18 protein-coding genes and 5 tRNA genes are annotated in these 19,491 nt (G+C 65.9%); 11 read left to right on the top strand and 12 right to left on the bottom strand.

Translation table 11 applies throughout. The features are described from left to right. Window positions 1-146: 146 nt before the first annotated feature. The 4 genes from BM113_RS19560 to BM113_RS19545 all read right to left on the bottom strand — a co-directional run bounded on the left by BM113_RS19560 (window position 147) and on the right by BM113_RS19545 (window position 3,728). Complete coding sequence (locus BM113_RS19560) at window positions 147-2,603, bottom strand: methyl-accepting chemotaxis protein (protein ID WP_089789681.1); 2,457 nt, start codon at window positions 2,601-2,603, stop codon at window positions 147-149. A gap of 245 nt (window positions 2,604-2,848) precedes the next feature. Continuing rightward, a tRNA-Asp gene (locus BM113_RS19555) sits at window positions 2,849-2,921 on the bottom strand. A 322-nt stretch (window positions 2,922-3,243) separates the two neighbouring features. Next, window positions 3,244-3,316 (bottom strand) — tRNA-Asp (locus BM113_RS19550). A gap of 341 nt (window positions 3,317-3,657) precedes the next feature. Beyond that, window positions 3,658-3,728 (bottom strand) — tRNA-Gly (locus BM113_RS19545). Between the two features lie 221 nt (window positions 3,729-3,949). Here BM113_RS19545 and BM113_RS19540 point away from each other — a divergent pair. After that, entirely contained in the window at window positions 3,950-4,744 is a 795-nt protein-coding gene (locus BM113_RS19540) for an NAD+ synthase (protein WP_089789680.1), read from the top strand. A gap of 1 nt (window position 4,745) precedes the next feature. Here the strand turns inward: BM113_RS19540 and BM113_RS19535 are convergent, their stop codons facing one another. Continuing rightward, window positions 4,746-5,276, bottom strand: coding sequence for a GNAT family N-acetyltransferase (locus BM113_RS19535; RefSeq protein ID WP_089789679.1), 531 nt, complete (start codon window positions 5,274-5,276; stop codon window positions 4,746-4,748). Between the two features lie 53 nt (window positions 5,277-5,329). Continuing rightward, window positions 5,330-6,007, bottom strand: a complete 678-nt coding sequence (locus BM113_RS19530; RefSeq protein WP_177209231.1) for an enoyl-CoA hydratase/isomerase family protein — start codon at window positions 6,005-6,007, stop codon at window positions 5,330-5,332. Between the two features lie 139 nt (window positions 6,008-6,146). Between BM113_RS19530 and BM113_RS19525 the strand changes: the two genes are divergently transcribed. Both BM113_RS19525 and BM113_RS19520 read left to right on the top strand, forming a co-directional pair. Continuing rightward, window positions 6,147-7,040, top strand: a complete 894-nt coding sequence (locus tag BM113_RS19525; protein ID WP_089789677.1) for a DUF7114 family protein — start codon at window positions 6,147-6,149, stop codon at window positions 7,038-7,040. A gap of 99 nt (window positions 7,041-7,139) precedes the next feature. Continuing rightward, window positions 7,140-7,211, top strand: a tRNA-Thr gene (locus BM113_RS19520). Window positions 7,212-7,928: 717 nt separating this feature from the next. On the opposite strand, the gene BM113_RS19515 is transcribed toward BM113_RS19520, so the two are convergent. The 3 genes from BM113_RS19515 to BM113_RS19505 form a co-directional block, all read right to left on the bottom strand. Beyond that, window positions 7,929-8,210, bottom strand: a complete 282-nt coding sequence (locus BM113_RS19515; RefSeq protein ID WP_089789676.1) for an MTH865 family protein — start codon at window positions 8,208-8,210, stop codon at window positions 7,929-7,931. Window positions 8,211-8,294: 84 nt separating this feature from the next. Beyond that, the gene (locus BM113_RS19510; protein ID WP_089789675.1) at window positions 8,295-10,559 is read right to left on the bottom strand and encodes a pentapeptide repeat-containing protein; all 2,265 of its coding nucleotides are present in this window, start codon (window positions 10,557-10,559) and stop codon (window positions 8,295-8,297) included. 80 nt (window positions 10,560-10,639) lie between these two features. Then, window positions 10,640-10,933: a DUF7521 family protein gene (locus BM113_RS19505; protein WP_007141008.1), complete on the bottom strand. Its 294-nt coding sequence runs from the start codon at window positions 10,931-10,933 to the stop codon at window positions 10,640-10,642. Between the two features lie 278 nt (window positions 10,934-11,211). Between BM113_RS19505 and BM113_RS19500 the strand changes: the two genes are divergently transcribed. Continuing rightward, complete coding sequence (locus BM113_RS19500) at window positions 11,212-11,472, top strand: CDGSH iron-sulfur domain-containing protein (protein ID WP_089789710.1); 261 nt, start codon at window positions 11,212-11,214, stop codon at window positions 11,470-11,472. On the opposite strand, the gene BM113_RS19495 is transcribed toward BM113_RS19500, so the two are convergent. Together BM113_RS19495 and BM113_RS19490 are read right to left on the bottom strand one after the other, a co-directional pair. Continuing rightward, the gene (locus BM113_RS19495) at window positions 11,469-14,099 is read right to left on the bottom strand and encodes a heavy metal translocating P-type ATPase (RefSeq protein ID WP_089789674.1); all 2,631 of its coding nucleotides are present in this window, start codon (window positions 14,097-14,099) and stop codon (window positions 11,469-11,471) included. The two genes, BM113_RS19500 and BM113_RS19495, sit on opposite strands and share 4 nt — an antisense overlap. Window positions 14,100-14,284: 185 nt before the next feature. Continuing rightward, entirely contained in the window at window positions 14,285-14,506 is a 222-nt protein-coding gene (locus BM113_RS19490) for a DUF8131 family protein (RefSeq protein WP_089789673.1), read from the bottom strand. Window positions 14,507-14,607: 101 nt separating this feature from the next. On the opposite strand from BM113_RS19490, the gene BM113_RS19485 reads away from it, so the two are divergent. Genes BM113_RS19485 through BM113_RS19470 form a run of 4 tightly spaced genes read left to right on the top strand, consistent with a single transcriptional unit; the run spans window position 14,608 to window position 17,676 of the window. Beyond that, window positions 14,608-14,838, top strand: coding sequence for a hypothetical protein (locus BM113_RS19485; RefSeq protein WP_089789672.1), 231 nt, complete (start codon window positions 14,608-14,610; stop codon window positions 14,836-14,838). After that, a complete protein-coding gene (locus BM113_RS19480) occupies window positions 14,835-15,650 on the top strand; it encodes a cytochrome c oxidase subunit II (RefSeq protein ID WP_089789671.1) in 816 nt (271 codons plus the stop codon). The genes BM113_RS19485 and BM113_RS19480 overlap by 4 nt, the downstream gene beginning before the upstream one ends. After that, a complete protein-coding gene (locus BM113_RS19475) occupies window positions 15,643-17,421 on the top strand; it encodes a b(o/a)3-type cytochrome-c oxidase subunit 1 (RefSeq protein ID WP_089789670.1) in 1,779 nt (592 codons plus the stop codon). Before BM113_RS19480 ends, BM113_RS19475 begins: the two co-directional genes overlap by 8 nt. Further along, window positions 17,422-17,676, top strand: coding sequence for a hypothetical protein (locus tag BM113_RS19470; RefSeq protein WP_089789669.1), 255 nt, complete (start codon window positions 17,422-17,424; stop codon window positions 17,674-17,676). 133 nt (window positions 17,677-17,809) lie between these two features. On the opposite strand, the gene BM113_RS19465 is transcribed toward BM113_RS19470, so the two are convergent. Continuing rightward, a complete protein-coding gene (locus BM113_RS19465) occupies window positions 17,810-18,118 on the bottom strand; it encodes a DUF7091 family protein (protein ID WP_089789668.1) in 309 nt (102 codons plus the stop codon). Window positions 18,119-18,246: 128 nt separating this feature from the next. Here BM113_RS19465 and BM113_RS19460 point away from each other — a divergent pair. The 3 genes from BM113_RS19460 (at window position 18,247) to BM113_RS19450 (ending at window position 19,180) form a co-directional block, all read left to right on the top strand. After that, window positions 18,247-18,354: transfer RNA gene (locus BM113_RS19460), tRNA-Ile, on the top strand. A gap of 168 nt (window positions 18,355-18,522) precedes the next feature. Next, window positions 18,523-18,765, top strand: coding sequence for a DUF7563 family protein (locus tag BM113_RS22720; RefSeq protein ID WP_089789667.1), 243 nt, complete (start codon window positions 18,523-18,525; stop codon window positions 18,763-18,765). Further along, window positions 18,758-19,180, top strand: a complete 423-nt coding sequence (locus BM113_RS19450) for a hypothetical protein (protein WP_089789666.1) — start codon at window positions 18,758-18,760, stop codon at window positions 19,178-19,180. The genes BM113_RS22720 and BM113_RS19450 overlap by 8 nt, the downstream gene beginning before the upstream one ends. Window positions 19,181-19,491 lie beyond the last annotated feature (311 nt).

Genomic DNA, 19,491 nt, shown 5'->3' with positions numbered 1-19,491 from the left:
GGCGGACCGCGATCCGGAATCAGCTATTGTGTGATATCCTTTCGATCGGAAATACGTTGTTATTAGGAACTGTCGGGGCAGTCGTCAGTTCGTGTGTCGACTCGAGGGGTTCGACTCCGCGTCCGACGGACTACTGTGAACCGTTATCAGTCGCTGACCGTCACGAGGTCGGTCGCCTCCCCGTCGACGTCGTCCTCCCCGTCGCTTGCGTCCGTTCCCGTGTGGGGATCGTCCGTTTCGGAGGTCTCGAACCGACCGACCAGCGTCTGGAGTTCGTTCGCGCGGCCGGACAGCGAGTCGGCGTTCTCGGCGATCCCCTGGATCGCGCTCGTCTGTTCCTCCGCCGCAGCGGAGACGTTCGTCGCCTCGTCGGCGGTCCGCTCGCTGACCGCCGTCACGTCGTCGACCATGGAGGCGACCTCCTGGGTCGACGCCGCCTGGTCGTCCGTCGCCTCGTTGATCGACTGCACGCTCGCGTTCGCGTCTTCGACGGCGTCGACGATCCGCTCGAGGGTGTCGACGGTCTCGTCGATCGTCGCTCGGCCGTCCTCGATTCCCCCCTGCATCTCGAAGACGTCGTCCGCGACCGACTCCGTCGATTCCTCGACCGTCTCGACGAGTCGTTCGACCTCCTGGGTCGCCTCGGCGGTCTCCTCGGCCAGCGACTTGACTTCGTCGGCGACGACGGCGAAGCCGTCGCCCTCGCCCCCCGCGGCGGCGGCCTCGATCGAGGCGTTCAGCGCGAGCAGGTTCGTCTCCGCGGCGATGTCGTCGATCAGGTCGACGATCTCGCCGATCCGTTCGACCTCGTCCCGGAGCGACTCGACCTTCTCGACCGTGTCCGTGGCCTTCTCCTCGATCGCGTCCATCGTCTCGACGGTCTCCCCGGCGGCTTCCTGGCCGTCCTGGCCCCACTCGGCGGCCTGTGCGACCTGGTCCGCGACGGCGTCCGACGAGGAGGCGATCTCCTCGACCGTCGCCGAGAGGTCGCTCATCTCGGTCGCCGCGGTAGCGAGTTGCTCGCTCTGTCGTTCCGCGCCGACCGAAATCTCCTCGATGCTCTCGGCGACTTCGGTGCTCGAGGCCTCGATCTCCTCGGTCGAGGCCGTCACCTCGTCGCTCTGTTCGTCGATCCGTGCGGCGACGCGCTGGATGCGGACGACCAGTTGTTCGACGTCGGTCAGCATGCCGTTCAGCGCCCGTCCGATGTCGGTCATCGCCCCGCTTCGACTCTCGGTGTCGAGCCGTCGGGTCAGGTCGCCGTCCGCCGCGGCCTCGATCGCCTCGCTGTACTCCTGGGCTTTCTCCTCTAAGTGTTCGCTGAGTTCCTCGGCCTCGGCCTTGGCCTGCTGGGCGTCGGCCTTGGCCCGTTCGGCCTCGGCTTTTGCCTCCTGTGCGCGCTCGCGCTCCTGTTCGGCCTCCCGGGCCTGCCGTTCGACGTCTTCCAGTTGCTCCCGCATGGTGTCCCGAATACGGGCGAACAGCGAGGCCAACTGTCCGAACTCGTCGGCTCGAGAGCTGTCGATCGCCACCTCGAGGTTGCCCTCCTCGATCTCCTCGGCGTAGCCGGTCATCTCCTCGAGGGAGTCGTTGACATCCCGGCTGATGACGGCTCCGACGACGACGAAGCCTCCGACGGAGAGTCCGATCAACAGCAGCAGGCTCCGGGTGACGTCACCGACGGTGTCGAAAACGGTTCCATAGGGGGCGACGACGGTTACGGCCCACGGCTTCTCGTCGACCGGGACGGTGGCGACGACCGCGCGGTCGTCAATGTCGTAGCCCGACGTCGTGTTACCGTTTCCATCCTCGAGACCGACCACATCGATCCGGGATTCGAGGTCCTCGCTCTCGACGTCCCCGCTCTCGAGGTGCTCGAGGTCGTCGAGCAACCGGTACTGCTCGAGGATCGCGTCGGCGTCCTCGCCGAGGGCCACCTGGCCCGTCTCCGTCGAGACGACTTCGATGAGACCGCCCTCGACGGGCGCCGTCAGCAAGTCACTGCGCTCCGTGAGGTCGACGGTGACGACGATCGCGTGGCTCGACTCGCCGGCGACGGGACTGGCGAACCCCATCCGAACCCCGTCGTCCGTCTCGTAGGGCTCGAACGAGCGGACCGCGTGGGTGCCGTCGAACGCGTCGGGATCGACCGCCCACGGCCGGTCGGACTCGGTCACCCGCTGGCCCTCCCGGTTGGCGTGGGTACTGACCGCGACCGCGTCCGCCTCGAGGTCGTAGTAGTGTATCGAGTGAACGTCGTCGGGGAGCATCTCGAGGTTCCCCAGTAACTCCTCGCGGATCGCGGCCTCGTTGTCGCCGTCCAACCGGTCGACCGTCCCCGAGATCCGGGCCGCGTCGTCGTTGCGGGCGCCGAGGAACTCGTCGATCCCCTCCGCCTCCCGATCGGCGGCGTTCAGCATCGTCTCTTCGGCGTCGCCCTCGACGCTCGCCTCGATCTCTGCGAACGTGACGTAACTGGCACCGAGCAGTACGATCGTCAATACGAGAATCGCCGCACCGATCTTGAAGAGGTATCGCCCCCGGAGCGCGTCGTACACGCCCCGGACCGACGTTCCGTCGCTCCCGTCGTCTCGACGTTCCATAAATCCGGAATATCAGATGAATTCATTAAGTCTGATGGCTCTCTTGACTGTGTCTCTGTAGCAATAATATTTCCTCTTACATTGTTGGATGATACGTGATGACACGGGGTTGTACCGGGGACGACCCGTCGGTGGTCACCTCGAGGTCATTCCCGTCCCGAGTCGACCGAACGGAGCGGTCGCTCTCGAGGAATCGTCGGGTATCGAAGGGGAGTCGTCGCTCTCGAGAACTGAGATCGGAAGAACGCCCGAGGCGGGATTTGAACCCGCGTCACAACCGTGACAGGGTTGTATGATGGGCCACTACACCACCCGGGCTCGCATCCCTCTCTTTCCCGGTGACAGTATTAAGGGTTTTGTTCTCGCCCCGTCGTGGGACGGAATCACGTCGCCCCCGTCGGGATCGGATTCTGTTCGAGGCTCCGCTTCGACGGTCGCCGGAATCCGAACTCCGTCGGTCGGTGACCTCCGTCTGGCTATCGAACTCCCGGGTCGATTCGCCCGCTGTCACTGCCGCGAACGGCCCAGGGCCCGTCGACTCTCCACCGGAAACTCCGTCGCTCGAGCAGCTACTGTGTTACTGTCTCGAATCTTCGAGAACCGCGACAGCACCGACTGTCGAAAAGTGAGATCGGAAGAACGCCCGAGGCGGGATTTGAACCCGCGTCACGACCGTGACAGGGTCGTATGATGGGCCACTACACCACCCGGGCTCGCATCCCAACGTATCCGGCTGATAGTATTAAGGCTTTTCAATCAAACGCCGTGTGGTACGGGGAATCGGGCCACGATACGGCCGAAAACTGACGGCTCCCGAACAGTTCGGTCGACGGCTATCGACGGGTCACTGGTCACACCACACGGCGAGTTCCGGTTCCGTCGCTGTCGGTCTCGTCGGGATGGACCGTCGACTGGTCGGTCGATCGTCCGAAGGAATGCGCCGGCCGGGAATTGAACCACGCCGAGACGTTCCTGCGCACTCCGTTGTGCGGGCTGGGACTCGTCTACCTCAATTCCGCCGGTGATTTCACTGCTCACTGTCGTTCGCAGGAAATGCGCCGGCCGGGAATTGAACCCGGGCTATGAGCTTGGGAAGCTCATGTCCTACCACTAGACCACCGGCGCACTGCACTCGCTTCGTTCGTTTGCGCGCCGTACTTCGACGGACGCCGTCCGTCTCATCACCGGCGCACTGTACCCGCTTCGCTCGAGCGAGCGTACCATCGACTTGCAGCCGATCCCACTTCAACGTAGCGCTCTCCCGGCCCGCTCGAAACTGGTCGTTCGTACAGGCTCTACGCTGTAGGGGGAGGATATTTGGCACCTCGAGCCGTAATACGAATCGAATGATCGACATTCGGTTCTCGGAGTCGGAGTTGAACCGTCGTCGCGACCACATCACTGCGTTCATCGCCGATCGAGTCGACGCAGCGGGCGCGGACGGGGCCGTTCTCGGGCTCTCTGGTGGGATCGACAGCACGCTCACCGCCTACCTCGCCGTCGAAGCCCTCGGGCCGGAGAACGTCCACGGGCTCGTCCTTCCCGCTCGCGTCAGCGGCGACGAGAACATGAGCGACGCCGAACGGGTCGCCACCGATCTCGAGATCAGCCACGACGTCATCGAGATCGAACCGATCGTCGACTCGCTGCTGTCGGCTTACCCCGACGCCGAGGGCGATCACGTCGCCGTCGGGAACTCCCGTGCCCGCGTCCGCGCGGTCCTCAACTATCTCGTCGCCAACCACGAGAATCGGCTCGTCCTGGGGACCGGGAACCGCAGCGAAGCCGCCGTCGGCTACTTCACGAAGTACGGCGACGGCGCGGTCGACTGCCACCCGATCGGCAACCTCTACAAGGCCCAGGTCCGCCAGCTCGCGCGCCACGTCGGCGTCCCCGAAGACCTCGCGGCCAAGACCCCGACCGCGGAGCTGTGGGCCGACCAGACCGACGAGGAGGAACTGGGGATCAGCTACGATACCCTCGACTCGATCCTCGTGACCCACGTCGACGGCCCGCTGTCGGTCGCCGCGACGGCCCGCGAACTCGAGGTCGATCGGGAGACGGTCGAGCAGGTCCGGGAGATGTACGAACGCAGCGAGCACAAACGATCGGTGCCGCCCGCGCCGGAGTCGTCGAACTAGCTCAGTCCCGCCACTCCTCCTCGAGCAATCCGTACCAGTACGTATCCTGGTACTCGCCGTCGATGAACTGGGACTCCCGGCTCGTCCCCTCGTGGACGAACCCGATCGACTCGAGGAGTCGCTGCGAGGCCTCGTTGAACTCGAACACGTGGGCCTCGATCCGGTGGAGGCCCAGTTGGTCGAAGGCGTACGCGACCATCAGTTCGGTCGCCTCGGTGCCGTACCCCTGCCCGTGGTCGTCCGGATCGATCCAGTAGCCGATCTCGCCGCAGCCGGCCTCCCAGTCGATCTCCCGGAGGCCGATCGTCCCGACCGGCGAGCCGTCGGCGGTGATCAGCAGGTGGACGCCGTCGTCGCCACAGACCACGTCGTCGAAGAACTCCTGTTCCTGTTCCCGGTTGATCGGACGGGAGCCGCCGATCGGCCGCCAGACCGCCGGATCGTTGATCGCATCGCGCAGGTAGTCCAGGTCGTCTTCCTCGATCGGCCGGAGGTCGACCGCGTCGCCGGGAAGGAACGTCGAATCGGGCATGCTCCCCGGTCTCGTCGCACCGGCAAAAGACCTTGGATTACTTACGAGTATCGTCACTCGAGAACGCTCTCGACGTCCTCGGCGTGGGCGTTCACGAGCCGCCCGAAGGCCTCGGCTTCCCGGCGCTCCTGGGTCGCGCGCTCGTTGTCGTCCCGTAGCCGGCGTTTCAGGACGCGCAACGCGTCGTCGGCGTTCCCCGCGATCTCCTCGGCGACCGTTCGCGGTTCGTCCTCGATCCGCGAGAGCAGTCCCACCCGAAGCGCCTCGTCGGCGTCGATCGTCCGGCCCGTCAATCCCAGCTCGAGGGCGGCCCCCTCGCCGACGATCCGGGGCAGCCGGACGGTGCCGCCCCAGGCCCCGAACAGGCCGAAGCTCACGCCCGGCTCGCCGTAACTCGAGTCGGGCGTTCCGACGCGCACGTCACAGGCCAGCGCGAGTTCCAGGCCGCCGCCGCGTGCGGGGCCGTCGATCCCGGCGACGACGATCGACGGCGAGTCGGCAATCGTTCGGGCGACCCGCTGGCCGAGGCGGGCGAAGGCGGCCGCCCGGTCGGGGTCGCCGTCGAGGTCCCCGACGGCCTCGAGGTCCGCGCCGGCACAGAATGCGGGACCGGCTCCGCGGAGGTAGATCACCGGCTCCTCGGCGTCGTCGACCGCGGTCTCGAGGGCCTCGAGGCCGTCGACGGTCAGGGCGTTACGTGCGTCCGGCCGATCGAGGGTGATCGTCCGGATCGGCGAAGCGGTGCCGTCGCGGGTCGCGTCGCCGTCGGACGCAGCGTCGCCCGCGGCGGCTACGGTGACGTCTATCACGCCGTCCAGTCGATCCGGCGTTTCCAAAGGTCTTTGCCTGCTCCCTCGTAAGGGTCCCCCAATGGAAACGGCCGACAACTGTCGGCGTGCCGCTTTCGAGGCCGTCGCGGACGTCGAACCGCCGCGGTTGCATACCCTGGTCGAGTCCGTCCTCGACGAGGCGTCGATGGTGCCGGGCGTGCTCGCCCTCGAGAGTGCCGCCGCGGTTACCACCGAGGCGAACGCGAACGCCGCCGCAAACGCAAACGCGAAGGCAAACGCGAAGACAAGCGCGAGCGCCGCCAGTACGAACGGACAACCCCCGCTCGAGCAATCGGACGCATCGACGGTCGGTGCGGACGATTTCGACGGCATCGTCACCCACGCGGCGGGCGTCCAGCTCATCTACGAAGGGTTACGCCTCACGCGGGCGCTGGCACACGACGAACCGTGGACCGATCCGATCGGTGGGCCGGAGACCGAGACGGACGCCGATACCGAAGCCGACCTCGAGATTCTGGCCGCCGACATCCTCGTCGCTCGCGGCTTCTACCTACTGTCTCGAACCGAAGCCGCCAACACTGCAGTGCGAACCGTCCAGTCGTTCGGTCGGGATCAGACCCGCCGGGAGGATCTCCTCGACGAGGCGGCCGACGATGGCGATGCGGACACGGACGTGGACACAGACGCGAACCCGAGCGCGAACCCGAACGCCGACGACCGCGTAGAACGGGCCGCCGAACTCGACGCCAACCTCGAGCGTGACGTCCTCGAACTCGCGGTTCGAACCGGAGCCGCCGCGGCCGGCGAAGCGCCGCCGCCCCGCCTGCTCTCGGTCGCCGACGATATCGCCACTCAGGTCGGGACGTCGTTCCCACCCGTCGAGGAGTGTTTCGAGGGCCCGGATACCCCGATTTCCGATTGTTCCCTCGAGGACCACACGACCGACCGGGCGACGTCCGCGACGGATCCCTGACACGACCTCGAGCGGGGCCAACCGCACTACGGCAGACCGACTCACAACCGGGAGGAATCGAAACCCATAAAGACGACTCGAGACAACAACGAGGTACGCGCCTGGGTAGCTTAGAGGTAAAGCGCGTCCTTGGTAAGGACGAGAGCCCGGGTTCAAATCCCGGCCTAGGCTCTTTCTCGCTTCACCGTCTCTTTCACAGACGAGCACTGGATCCGTGCGGTCGCCCGACCGATTCCGTCCGGAGCGAGTGGCGGAGTCATCCCGGTGCTCGGTTACGTTCAACGGCGACCTCTATAGTAGCCACTGCAAGTCAGTGCACATCTGATCGCCAGAGGGATCGGCGATCAGTGTGTAAATAGTTGCAGTCGTTATTATAGCAGAAGCGCCTTCGACCCGTCTCTCGAGCGTCGGCCGACGTCGGACTCGAGGAGGAAAGTCACTCTACCGGACGACAGTTCGGACGGTTCGTCACGGGGCCGCCTGGACGAGGGGCGATCAGGTCCGTGATCGAGACGGAAACCGTGACGAACCGAGAGGGGCGCGTGCTGCGGAGTGAGACTGGTCGGGTTCGGGTTTCGGACGCCGATTGCGATCGGGGAGCCGGAGCCGGGTCGGTGCTCCGGGTTCGGCGTCCGAGTTCGGACTTCGTCCGGATCGGGTGGGTGGGCGGGGTGCAACCACGGCAGCTGGATGGCCCCGACGATCATCGACGGGGCTCCAGGCCCCCGCAGTACGGACTTGCGGCGCTCGGCACGTGAATCAGTTGGTACGTTTCTAGAATACCGTACGTGGAACTGCCGGATCGGGCGACGCAGTCGAGCCGTCCCCTCAATTCCGGCGTGAGCAGTCGGGCCAGTAGCTACGACTCGAGGCACCGACCGCCGACGTTCACGAGGGGAGTCCCTCCTCTCGCAGTCTGGCCTCGAGGTCGGCCGCGAGGTCGTCGGCGTCTTCGTAGGGAAACTCGGCGTCGCCGTCGGCCAGGAGGACCAGGAGCTCTCGGGGGGTCAGTGAGAGCTCCACGTCCGGGTCCCCTCGCTCGGAGTCGAACGTCGTGTTCGCCCAGGACGGGAAGTTGGGTGCCAGATCGAGCGGGCCTTCGACGGGGTAGTTCAGATCTTCGAAGGCGGCGACGAGTTGCTCCTCGAGCGGTTGCGTTTCGTCGGCCATGGCCTGTCCCCTAGTGACGAGGGCGCTGTCATTAGTGTGTCGACGGTGATCGACGGAGCCGGCGGTCTCCGGCGTCGACTCCGATCACCGGTGAATCGACCGGGTCAACGTGAACACGAACAGTGCGATGAAGAACGCGCCGATAAAGGCCTGTACCTGCGAGAGGAGGCTGATGAGCGGATCGGGGACGTCGGTGACGCCGCCGATGATGAAACTGACGAACGAGCCGATGCTCAGGACGCCGAACTGGAGCGGATCGTCGTACAGCCCCGGCTCCAGCGCGTAAAACAGGACGCTGAAGACGCCGATCGTAACGGCCGACGTCGCGATGACTCGCGCCGGACTCTCGCCGTAGCCTGACGTCGTCCCGATGATCCAGTTCTCGACGTAGTCGATGAGGTGTCCGAGCCGCCGTCGATGGGAATCCGCCTCGCGGGCCAGGTCGAGATACTGCCGTCGCCGCTGGAGCATCTCCCGGACGAAAAACCGGGACGCCGACTCGTTGTCGTTGATGACGTTGGCTCCGTTTTTCGCCAGCAGGTACGTGTACTCGAGGTCGCGGGCGGGCTGATCGTGGTAGTTCGGCGTCGGCAGCGTCTCGGGATCGATCTCGAGCAGGGAGTTCCAGGCAGCGACCCTGTCTTCGGCGTAGGACTCGGTGTCCGGGTCGGGTACCTCCTCGAGCGTGAAGGCTGTGCCGGGAACCGTTACCCGGGCGTCTTCGGGACCCGACGTCCTGTCGCCCGTCGACGCCTCGCCCGTCGACGCCTCGCCCGTCGATGCTTCGCCCGTCGATGCTTCGCCCGTCGACGCTCCGTTCGAGCGAACCCGCCTCGAGGCGAGGTGGAGTCCGTACTGGAGCAATTGCCCGGCACGGTTCTCCGCGTCCCGTTCGGGGTCGTCACCGTCGCCCGCGCGGTACATCGAGTGGATGTCGTAGTTCGTTCGCTTCAGATCGATTCCATCGCTGTCCCTGAAATCGAAGTGCTCGAATCGGGTTCGCAGGAAGCGTACGTGTCGTATCAACTCGCCGTCGCGGTCCTCGCCGTCTTCCGCGTGCTCGAACGTGACGTGCCCGACCGTCGCGTCGGCGAGGTCGTAGAACACCCAGCCGCGGTCGGACTGTCCGAAGGTTCCCGTCGCGATCTCGCTCCCCGCGAGGTCGACGAGCGTCTCCGTCGGCGGAGCGGTCGGCGAAGGGCGGATCGTTACGTCGTCCGCGAACGTCGTCTCCTTGAGATTCAGGGCGCCCGCACAGTCGACCCCGGAGAAGTCGGCCGTCCGGAACGTCGCCCCGCGGAAGACGGCGTGCTCGAGCGTCGCGTTCTCGAAATCCGCCTTTTCGAAGGTCACGTTCTGGAAGTTCGCCAGCCCGAGGTAGGCGTTCTCGAACCCGGCCGAGGGGATGTCCGCCTTGAAAAAGGAGACCTGATCGAAACGGGCGTCCCGGAAGTGGCCGCTCGCGACGTCGGCTCCGATCCAGTTCGACACCCCGAAGACGGCCCCGTTGAAGTACGCGCCGTCGAACGCCGTTCCCTTGAAGACGGCGTCGTTGGCACGGACGCCCCGGAAGTCGCCCTCGCCGATGTCGGCGTAGTAGACGTTGATCCGGTCGAACGTCGCGCTGTCGAAATCGACCACGTCGAACGTCGCGTGGACCCCCCGAACGCGGTCCGCACGCAGGAGATCGAATCGGCCGCGATCGATCGTCGCACCGTCGCAGTCGATCGTGCCGGCAGTCGCGTTCCTGAGATCGACCGTGTCGACGTCTGCGCTCTCCAGTGCCAGCGCGTCGACGCTCGCGTCCCGCCAGTCGAGCAACTTGATCGACGCGTGTTCGAGGTCGCAGTCGCCGAGCGTCGCTGCGTGCGCACGCACTGTGTCGAACGTCCCCTCGAGTCGGAGTTCGTCGACCGTCGCCATGCCGAACTCGAGGCGGTCGGTCGCGTCGGTCGCGGCGCAGGCGAGGTGATCGACGTCGGCGTACCTGAAATCGAGCGGATACGTGTCGTTCGTCTCGACGCCGACGCCGCCCGTCAGGTCGAGGCCCTCGAACCGGCCGCCGACGAACTGTTTGCGTCGACGGCTCTCGGCCCCGCCGCCCGCGGTCGACTCGAGGCGCTCGCGGAGCCACGCCGTCTCGTCGGCGTCGTCGGGCCGTTCCGCGGGCTCGAGGTGGGCGAGACAGCGATCCCGTCCCTCGAGCGGTGGGTGGGGACACTCCCAGACGCCCGCGTCGGTGAGGTCGTCGTCGGGCAGGTCACTGTCGGGATGGTTGTGGTGAGACGCTCGTGATGGGTCCAGCGAGAACGTACACTCCCTCTCGGAGGGTCCACCCGACGAAGACATACCCCCAACACTGAATGTTCCGATGGTAAAGATTTCGTTCCTGGAGCGTTGGAACTGCCGTCTGTGGTTTGCCGGGCAGGTCAGGTGACGTACAACGAGTACGCGATCACCACGAAGCCGGCGAGCATCAGGAGGCTCTCGAGGAGGATACCGGTCATCAGCCCCACGTCCAGCAGTTCGTAGAGCATCCCGGCCAACACCAGGCCGAGCGTGACGAGGCCGAACCCGCCCGCGAGCAACCCGAGTGCTTGCTGGCGGGTGCGGCGGTAGGCCTTGAACGCGAAGAACGTGATCATGCCGCCGACGAGCAGGCTGAGCGTCTTGACGACGGTAAGCGCGATCGCGATCGTCGCCTCCGCGGCGTACGAACTCATGTCTCGGTAGCAGAAGATTACCGACGACGACCAAGTAGTTTGTCTTCCGCGGCCGTCGTTCGTCCCGTTTCCGCTCCACCGTTCCCCGTTCCCCGTTCCCCGTTCCCCGTTCCTTCTCGAGTCTGGGGACCGATCGTTCCCCCGGAGCGACGTGTCGCCACCGCTGTCCCGCTCTCACCGTTCGTCCCCGACGAGCGCCACAGCGGCCCCTCTCGGCAGTGAAACGGGCAGCGAAAGCGGGCGAACCGTTTTGTTCCCGGCGGGCCGACTGTCCGACGATGACGCGACTCGTCGAACTCGAGGCGACCGGTCCGCGAACGCTCGATCCGTCGGATATCGACGACGAGAAGGGAGACGTCGCGGTCTGTCAGTGCGGTCTCTCGGACTCGTTTCCGTTCTGTGACGGGAGTCATCGCCGGACGGAGGACGAGGACGACGGCGAGACCTTCGTCTACGAGGACGGCGAGCGGGCCGTCGTCGACCGGGTGGTGACGGAACGAGAAGCCGAGGACGAAAACGGCGGCGAGCGCGAGGACTAGTCGGAGATCGACCGCGCGGAGTTTATCACGACCAGCAGGCTGCTCGTCGCCATCGCCACCGCCGCGAACAGCGGGTTCAGGAGCCCGGTGATCGCGAGCGGAATCGCGACGGCGTTGTAGAAGAACGCCCAGCCGAGGTTCTGTCGGATACGGCGGTGAGTGCCCGCCGCGAGGTCGAACGTCTCCGGAACCGCCTCGAGGTCGTCGCCGACGATCACCGCGTCGGCGGCGTCGGTCGCCAGTTTCGTCCCGCTGCCCATCGCGATGCCGACGTCGGCGGCCGCCAGCGCGGGGGCGTCGTTGCTCCCGTCGCCGACCATCGCGACGGTGCCGCGGGCCCGCAGCCGGCGGACCGTCTCGGCTTTCCCCTCCGGCGGGACGCCGGCGAAGACCTCGCTTACCCCCTCGACGGCCCGGAAGCGGTCGGCCGCGGCGCCCTCGTCGCCGGTGAGGACGACGACCTCGCGCCCGCTCGAGAGCGTTTCGACCGCCCGTTCCAGTTCCTCGCGGGGGGAGTCGCCCACGACGATCACGCCGCGAGCGCGGCCGTCCCAGCCGACTGCGACGGGGACGTCGCCGGCGGTTCGGGCGTCCGCGATTCGCGACTCGAGGCTATCGGGGACCTCGAGCCCGGACTCGCGGAGGTAGTCGGGGTGGCCGACGACGACGCGGTCGCCGTCGACGACGCCGCTGACGCCGCGACGGTCGCGTTCGAAGTCGTCGGCGCTGACGCCGGCGGGGAGGGTGGGCTCCCCGCCCTCGTCGTCCGGGTGGTCGTCCCCGCCGTCACCGTCCTCGCTGCGGGTGCCGAAGGCGGCCTCCGTGATCGCGGCCGCGATCGGGTGCTCCGAGAGGGCTTCGACGGCGCCGGCGCGCTCGAGGAGCGTCGTCTCGTCGGGTCCGTCGCTACGCTCCGTTTCGTCCGCGTACACGTCGGTCACCGTCATCGTCCCCGTCGTGAGCGTTCCCGTCTTGTCCAGCACGACGACGTCCACTTCGGGTGCGTCCTCGAAAATCGCCTCCGCGGCGACGACGATTCCGCGCTTTGCCGCCGACTGGATCCCGGAGGCGATCGCCAGCGGCGTCGCCAGTCCCAGGGCACAGGGACAGGAGACGATCACGACCGTCAGCCCGACCAGCAGCGCCTCCGAGGGGCTCGAGCCCCGTGCGAGCAGGACGGCCGTCGCGGCGGCCGCGAGAGTCAACACGAGCGGGACGAAGATCGTCGCCAGCTTGTCGGCGAGTCGCTGAACGCCCGGCCGCGAACTCTGGATCGACCACAACAGGGAGACGAGCCGGTCGAGGGTACTCTCGGCGTCCTCGCCCACCTCGACGACGACGGGGGCGTCCGTGACGACGGTTCCCCCGCGGACCGGATCGCCGGGTGCTTTCTCGACGGGAAGGGACTCGCCGGTCACCAGCGACTCGTCCACTGCGGCCGTCCCTTCCACGAGGTCGCCGTCCAGCGGGATCCGTTCGCCGGGGCGAACGAGCAGTCGGTCGCCGGGTTCGACCCTCTCGAGCGGGACCGTCTCGCCGTCCTCGCGGCGGGCCTCGTCGACCTGCTGCTCGGTGAGGTCCGACAACAGGTTCGTCGCGCGGCGCTTGATCCGTTCCTCGTAGTAGGTGCCCCCGGTGACGACGAGTATGACGGCGACGCTGACGTCGAAATACAGGTCCGTCCGCCCGAGGACCATCGCGAGCGTGCTGTAGGCGTACGCGCCGACGGCCGCGGTCGCGACGAGGAGGTCCATGTTGGGCATCCCGGCCCGGAGGCTGACGTACGCGCCCCGGAGGATGGGGTACCCCGTGTAGAAGAGCACGAACGAGGTCATCAGCCAGATGTTGACGGCGACGTAGTAGCCGTCGTAGCCGCCGAAGTCGGCCACCGGCTCGTAGCCGAAGTAGGTCGGATAGAGGAAGACGGCGTACCACACCATCACCATCATCCCGAACAGCCCGCCGCCGACGAGGAACTTCACGAGTGCCTGTCCGTCGTCGGCCCCGCGGTCGCTCCCCCGTCCGCGCTCCCGCGCGGTGTAGCCGTAGCCGGAGACGACGTCGGCGAGGTCATCACCTTCGACCCGGTCGGGATCGTACGCCAGCCGAACCGTCTCCGTCGCGTAACTGGCCTCCGCAGCCAGGACGCCGTCGGCGGACTCGGCAGTCGTCTCGAGGAAAGCCTCGCAGGTCGAACAGTGCATCCCGTCGACCGAGAGGAACGCCTCCTCGCCCTCGCCGTCCTCGAGCGCGTCGTCGGGGTCGGCGGACTCCGAACCCGCGTCCCCGTCGGCCAGCCGGGATCGGAGCGCGCCGGGGTCGGGTTCCGCGCCGATCGAATCGGCGTTCGCGCTCGCATCCGAGTTCGACAGCGTCCGACTCACCTCGAGACAGCCCCGACAGCAGAACCGTCCGTCGACGTCCGGCGCGGTGATCGGCGGCTCCGGCGTGGGGAGGTCACAGAGGTCGCAGCCGGTCGATCCGTCGTCTCCCCCGCCGCCCTCTCCGAGTTCGTCGGCGGACGGGACGGCGGCGAGATCGGTGTCGTCGCTCGACCGGTTTCGGTCGGACGCGTCGTCGGGGCTCGAACCCGCCGGGGGTGTCGATCGGCTAGTGTCCCGAACCATGTGGATAGGAGGATCGGTCGTCGGCCCGCTCGAGCAACGAGCGAGGGTGAGATAGGTAATACTCGCGGATGAGCGGTGCCGATCGTCGGTCGGTCGAAGAACGCATGGATGCAGGCTCGTCGTCGAACAGTTCGGCCGGCGACGCATCGACCAGCGTCCGTGGCCGGCCGTCGCCTCGAGACCGCTTACGCACTCGTTCCGTTGTCGCCGGAGCCGTGTCCGTGGTCGTGTCCGTCGCCGTCGACTGGCGACATCGCGACGTACAGCGACGCGAAGATTATCGCGACGTTGAGCGTGGCAACGAAGCCGGCGAGTCCGGGACGACCGATGCCGTAGATCACCGTCGGCACGAATGCGAGCAGTCCGGCTGCGGCTGCGTGTCGGGGTTCGAGGTCCTCGAACGTCATTGTGTATTCCTGCGTATGATGGCTACTTAAAGGATGCACCCGTTCCCATCCTGCTGGAACGACAGGGAGGGGTAAGTCCTACCCGTTCACTACCCTCCCGTATGAGTTCGGCGACAGAGCAAAGTACGGAGCGGCCGGATACGGCCGCAGACGTCGACGGACCGATCAAGGAGATCGGTCACGACGAGTACGATCCGATCGGGACGTTGGTGCTCATCGGACTGTACTTCCTGATCCTGGTAGCACTGTGGTTCTTCATGTACTTCGTGGAATTCGTCGGGAACGACCCGACGGTCGTTAGCTCGATCCTGATGGGGGTGGGGCTCGTATGAACATCCACACGTACGAGAAAGCGTGGCTGATCGCCGCGATGCTGTTGATCGTTGGCTTCATTGCAACGATCACGTACGGGTCGATCGGCCTCGGCATCGCGATGGTCGACGACGAGGGTGGCTCGATAGACCCCAACGAGGTCTTCGACCACGAGGAGTTCAGCGACCCGGGGGTCCAGCAGGTCGGTGAGGACGAGTACGAGGTCTACGTCCGCGCACAGACGTTCACGTTCGTTCCCAGCCCCATCGAGGTACCCGCCGGCAGCGAAGTCACCTTCCACGTGACGAGTCCCGACGTGATCCACGGCTTCAGCGTCGTCGGCACGAACGTCAATACGATGGTCATTCCCGGCGAGATCTCCACGATGACCGTCGAGTTCGACGAACCCGGCGAGTACGGCCTCGTCTGCAACGAGTACTGCGGTCCACAACACCACGAGATGTCCGGCCAGCTGATCGTCACGCCCGAAGAGGAGTTCGACCTCACCGAACTCTCCGCCGAGGCGCCCGACGAAGTCGCGACCGGTGAGGAGATCGAGGTCACCGCTACGGTGACGAACGGCCAGCTAGAGGACCTCGATACCACCGTCACGGCAGAGATCGGTGACGTGACTCTCGAGGAAGACGTAACCGTCGCGGGCGACGGCTCCGAGGAGGTCACCTTCGTCGTCGATAGTTCGGACCTCGGCGAGGGAGACCACGACTGGACGGTCACCGTCGACGACTACGAGGAGAGCGGCCAGGTGACCGTCGGAACGGACGAAAGCGACGAAAACGACGACACGACCGATACGGAGGACGACAATGAGTAACGCGACGACCGCATACTTCGAGGACTTCCCGGAAGAATCTAAAGTCATCCACTCGGCGTTCTGGAGCTCGTTCATCGCGCTCACTATCGGCGGCCTGTTCGGGCTGATCCAGGCGCTTCACCGGACCGACGTGTTCCGGTTCATGGACTCGGCCGACTACTACACCGTTCTGACCGCACACGGCGTGTTGCTCGCGCTCACGTTCACGATCTTCTTCCTCGTGGGCCTGTTCACGTGGGCGACCACGACCAGCCTCGACCGCGGGATGGTCGATCTGCGCTTTACGTGGGGCTGGTACGGCCTGATGGTGCTTGGCACGATACTCGCGGCGGTCCCGATCCTCGCCGGCTTCACTGACTCCATCGACATGAGCGCGAGCGTGCTGTTCACGTTCTACGCGCCGCTCGAGGGCCACCCGCTGTTTTACGTCGGCCTCGTCCTGTTCGTCGTCGGAAGCTGGCTCGCCGGAGTCGACTGGTTCCGCACCTGGTGGGCCTGGAAGCAGGACAACCCCGATGAACGCATCCCGCTGCCGACGTTTATGGTGCTGACGACGACGCTGATGTGGTACCTCGCGACCCTCGGCGTCGCCATCGCCATCCTCGCCTTTATCCTACCGTGGACGCTCGGTCTCGTCGACGGCATCAACCCGCTGTTGACCCGGACGCTGTTCTGGTTCTTCGGCCACCCGGTCGTGTACTTCTGGCTGCTGCCGGCGTACATGATGTGGTACATCATGCTGCCGAAATTCGCCGGTGGAAAGCTGTTCAGCGATCCGCTCGCACGCGTCGTGTTCGTCCTCTTCCTGATCCTCTCGGTGCCGACCGGGATCCACCATCAGTACCTCGACCCCGGCATCGCTGAAGGGTTCAAGTTCATCGCGATGACGAACACGATGTTCCTCCTGTTGCCGAGCTTGCTGACCGCCTTCACCGTCGTCGCGAGCATGGAACACGGCGCCCGTCAGCGCGGCGGCACGGGCTATCTCGGCTGGCTGAAGGCCCTGCCCTGGCGCGACCCCGTCTTCACCGGGATGTCGCTTGCGGGACTGATGTTCGCCGCGGCCGGCTTCTCCGGGATGATCAACGCCGGCATGAACATCAACTATCTCGTCCACAACACCTTCTGGGTCGTCGGCCACTTCCACCTCACCGTCGGTACCGCAGTCGCGCTGACGTTCATGGCCGCCTCCTACTGGTTCATCCCGCAACTGACCGGCAAGCGCCTGTGGAACCGTTCGGTCGCGCTGATCCAGGTCCTGGTGTGGTTCATCGGGATGACGTTCATGTCGAACGCGATGCACCGCGGCGGTCTGTTCAGCATCCCCCGCCGGACGGCCGAACCCCAGTACGAGGAGTTCGCGTTCGAGGCCGGCGTCGGCTCCGTCGCCGAACTGAATCTCCAGGTCGCACTCGGGGGAACCCTGCTGTTCCTCTCGCTCGTCCTGTTCCTCGCGAACATGGTCGTGACCGTCATGGGAGACCGCGCCGATAGCGGTTCCATCCCGGCGAACACCTACGCCGGTACCCTCTCCGGATCCGAGGATGCGCCTCTGATCCTCGACAACCTGAAACTCTGGACGACCATCGCAGTCGTTCTGGTCGTGTTCGCGTACACGCTCCCGATACTGAGCGTGATCCAGGACGGCGGCCTGTTCGGCTACGAGATCAACGGCTTCCCGGTCAGCATTGCGCCGTTCCTTCCCGCCGAACTGCCCGCCTCGCTCGAGACTGTTACCGCTGCCCTCCCCGAGATCGAGGTGATCCCGTAGATGCGTGAGATGCGGGTCTCCCCTGAGGCGCTACTCGTTGCCGCGGCGTTCATCGTCCCGTTCGCGGTCGAGTTTCGGACCGTCCTCTCGTGGGTCGGAATCGAACTCACCGCCCTCGAGACAGCCCTGCTCGGCCTGGGAATGATCCTGGCGTTGCTCGCGTGGGCCTTCCGCCCGGCCGACGACGACAGCGAAGAGCGCCCGAAGCGGAAGGGTGACGGCGGACGCCCGAACCCGAACGAAAACAGAGGCTGACGCCGCCCTCGGGCCTTTCATCGACCGCTGATTCGACTCTCGAGGTTACTCGACGCTCGAATATACGGTTTCCGTCCGTCAAACCCGTTCGCGTCCGCGATTCTCCGCTCCGTTTCTCCGACGAGTCGGTCAACTACCACGTCTCGATCCGGCCCTCGTGAACGTCCTCGACGCACCCCTCGCAATCCGGGTGCCCTTCCTCGTAACAGGCCGGGCGGTACCGGTCGTCCAACATCGCCGCCCGTTTCTCGGCGTAGCGCCGACAGATGATCTTCGCACGCCCCGCCTCGTCCGACGGGAGCGCGCGGGCGTTTTTCGCCACCTCGTACGCCTCGCGGGCCTCCTCGAGTTGGCTGTCCGTCGACTCCCGTATCTGTTCGTACTGCTCGCCCGCTTCACGGAGTTTCGACCGCAGGAACCGCTCGAGTCGACGATCCGGCATTCACCCGTTCGTTCGGTCGCCGGTCACATAGTCCCGTCGCCGGCGCACTCGGTCCGGCGCCCAGGGTGTCGAAAACCGAGAGACGGAGAGTAAGCGTTAACTTCCGGCCACGTTTTCCTCCGAGTAGAGGGCCCTTAGCTCAGTCTGGTTAGAGCGCTCGGCTCATAACGGGATCGGACATCGGTGCGATCGCGTGAGACACCGAGTGGTCGATGGTTCGAATCCGTCAGGGCCCATCGAAAAACTACGCGGTTAGTGGCCGAAATAAATTCGGCCAAATACCGGGTCGTCGACAACCTGACGCACCGATTTTCGCCTTCGGCGATCCGGGGTTTCGAACCTGAACCGAACCAGCTACTGGTTTCGGGTCGCCGCCTGCACGCGAATTTCGTAGCCGAATCGGGGTGGTCCGCGTGACGGTCGCCCCGTGGCCGTCGACCGGCACCGACTCGAGGTGCCAGCACTGCGACAGTCACGTTACTGATCGGTTCGCACGGGTTTTCGGCGACGATCGCGACCGCGCCCACCGCTGTCCCGAGTGCGATAGCTACCGACGGTTGACCCGCGGGTCCGCAGCTGGGAAAGACGTCGACATTCCCGATCCAGAGACGTCCCCCGGCCGTCACGGGGGTGAGGCCGATGTGTGAGGAGTTCGTCCCCGCGAGTCGGCTCTATCACGTCGAAAGTCGGACGCCCATCGCCCATCCGGCCCATCAGGCAAGTGACGAGGACGTTCGGGAAGCGCTCGAAGATCGGGAGGTTCGGGCCGACGGCGGTCCGTCCTGGAGCGAGGAGGTCAGTTCGACAACGATCGAAGGGACTCGAGTCCCGGTTGTCCAGATCGACCGCATCGACGGGGACGTGGTCGTCTCCGTCGACGTAGCGACCGGGGTCGATGAAGGGTTCGAATTCACCGATATCTGGCAGTGCAAACGAGTGACGGTGTCGATCTCCGGGCGGGAGTTCGCTGCGACGATCACCGGTTGTAACATCGAACACGGTATCGCGGCGATCGGGCTGACCGATTGCGAACCGTTCGGCACTGCCGGTGATTCGCGATGAGCCGTGACGAGCGGCCCCGGATGGAATCGCCGTGGTACTGTCCGAAGTGCGAGATCTGGGTCGGCTGGAAGCACGACGTGTGTTCTGAGGGGCACCGTCGCCCGCGGCTTCCGTTGCGCTACGACGACGTCGAATTCGATCACTCCTGGCGGGTAACGCGCCGCCATCGACTTCGTGGAAAGCTCCGGTCGCTTCGTGATCGGATCAACGGAGGGATCGACCGATGACCCGCGTCGTCGACTCCGACGAGTGCGAGCGGTGTGAAGAGTCGATTCCGGCGACACGTCGACTCTGTCCCGACTGCGCTCGAG

It is taken from the genome of Natronobacterium haloterrestre (genome assembly GCF_900112205.1).
In the GTDB taxonomy this organism is placed as follows: domain Archaea; phylum Halobacteriota; class Halobacteria; order Halobacteriales; family Natrialbaceae; genus Natronobacterium; species Natronobacterium haloterrestre.
This window is presented reverse-complemented; position numbering and strand designations above follow the sequence as displayed.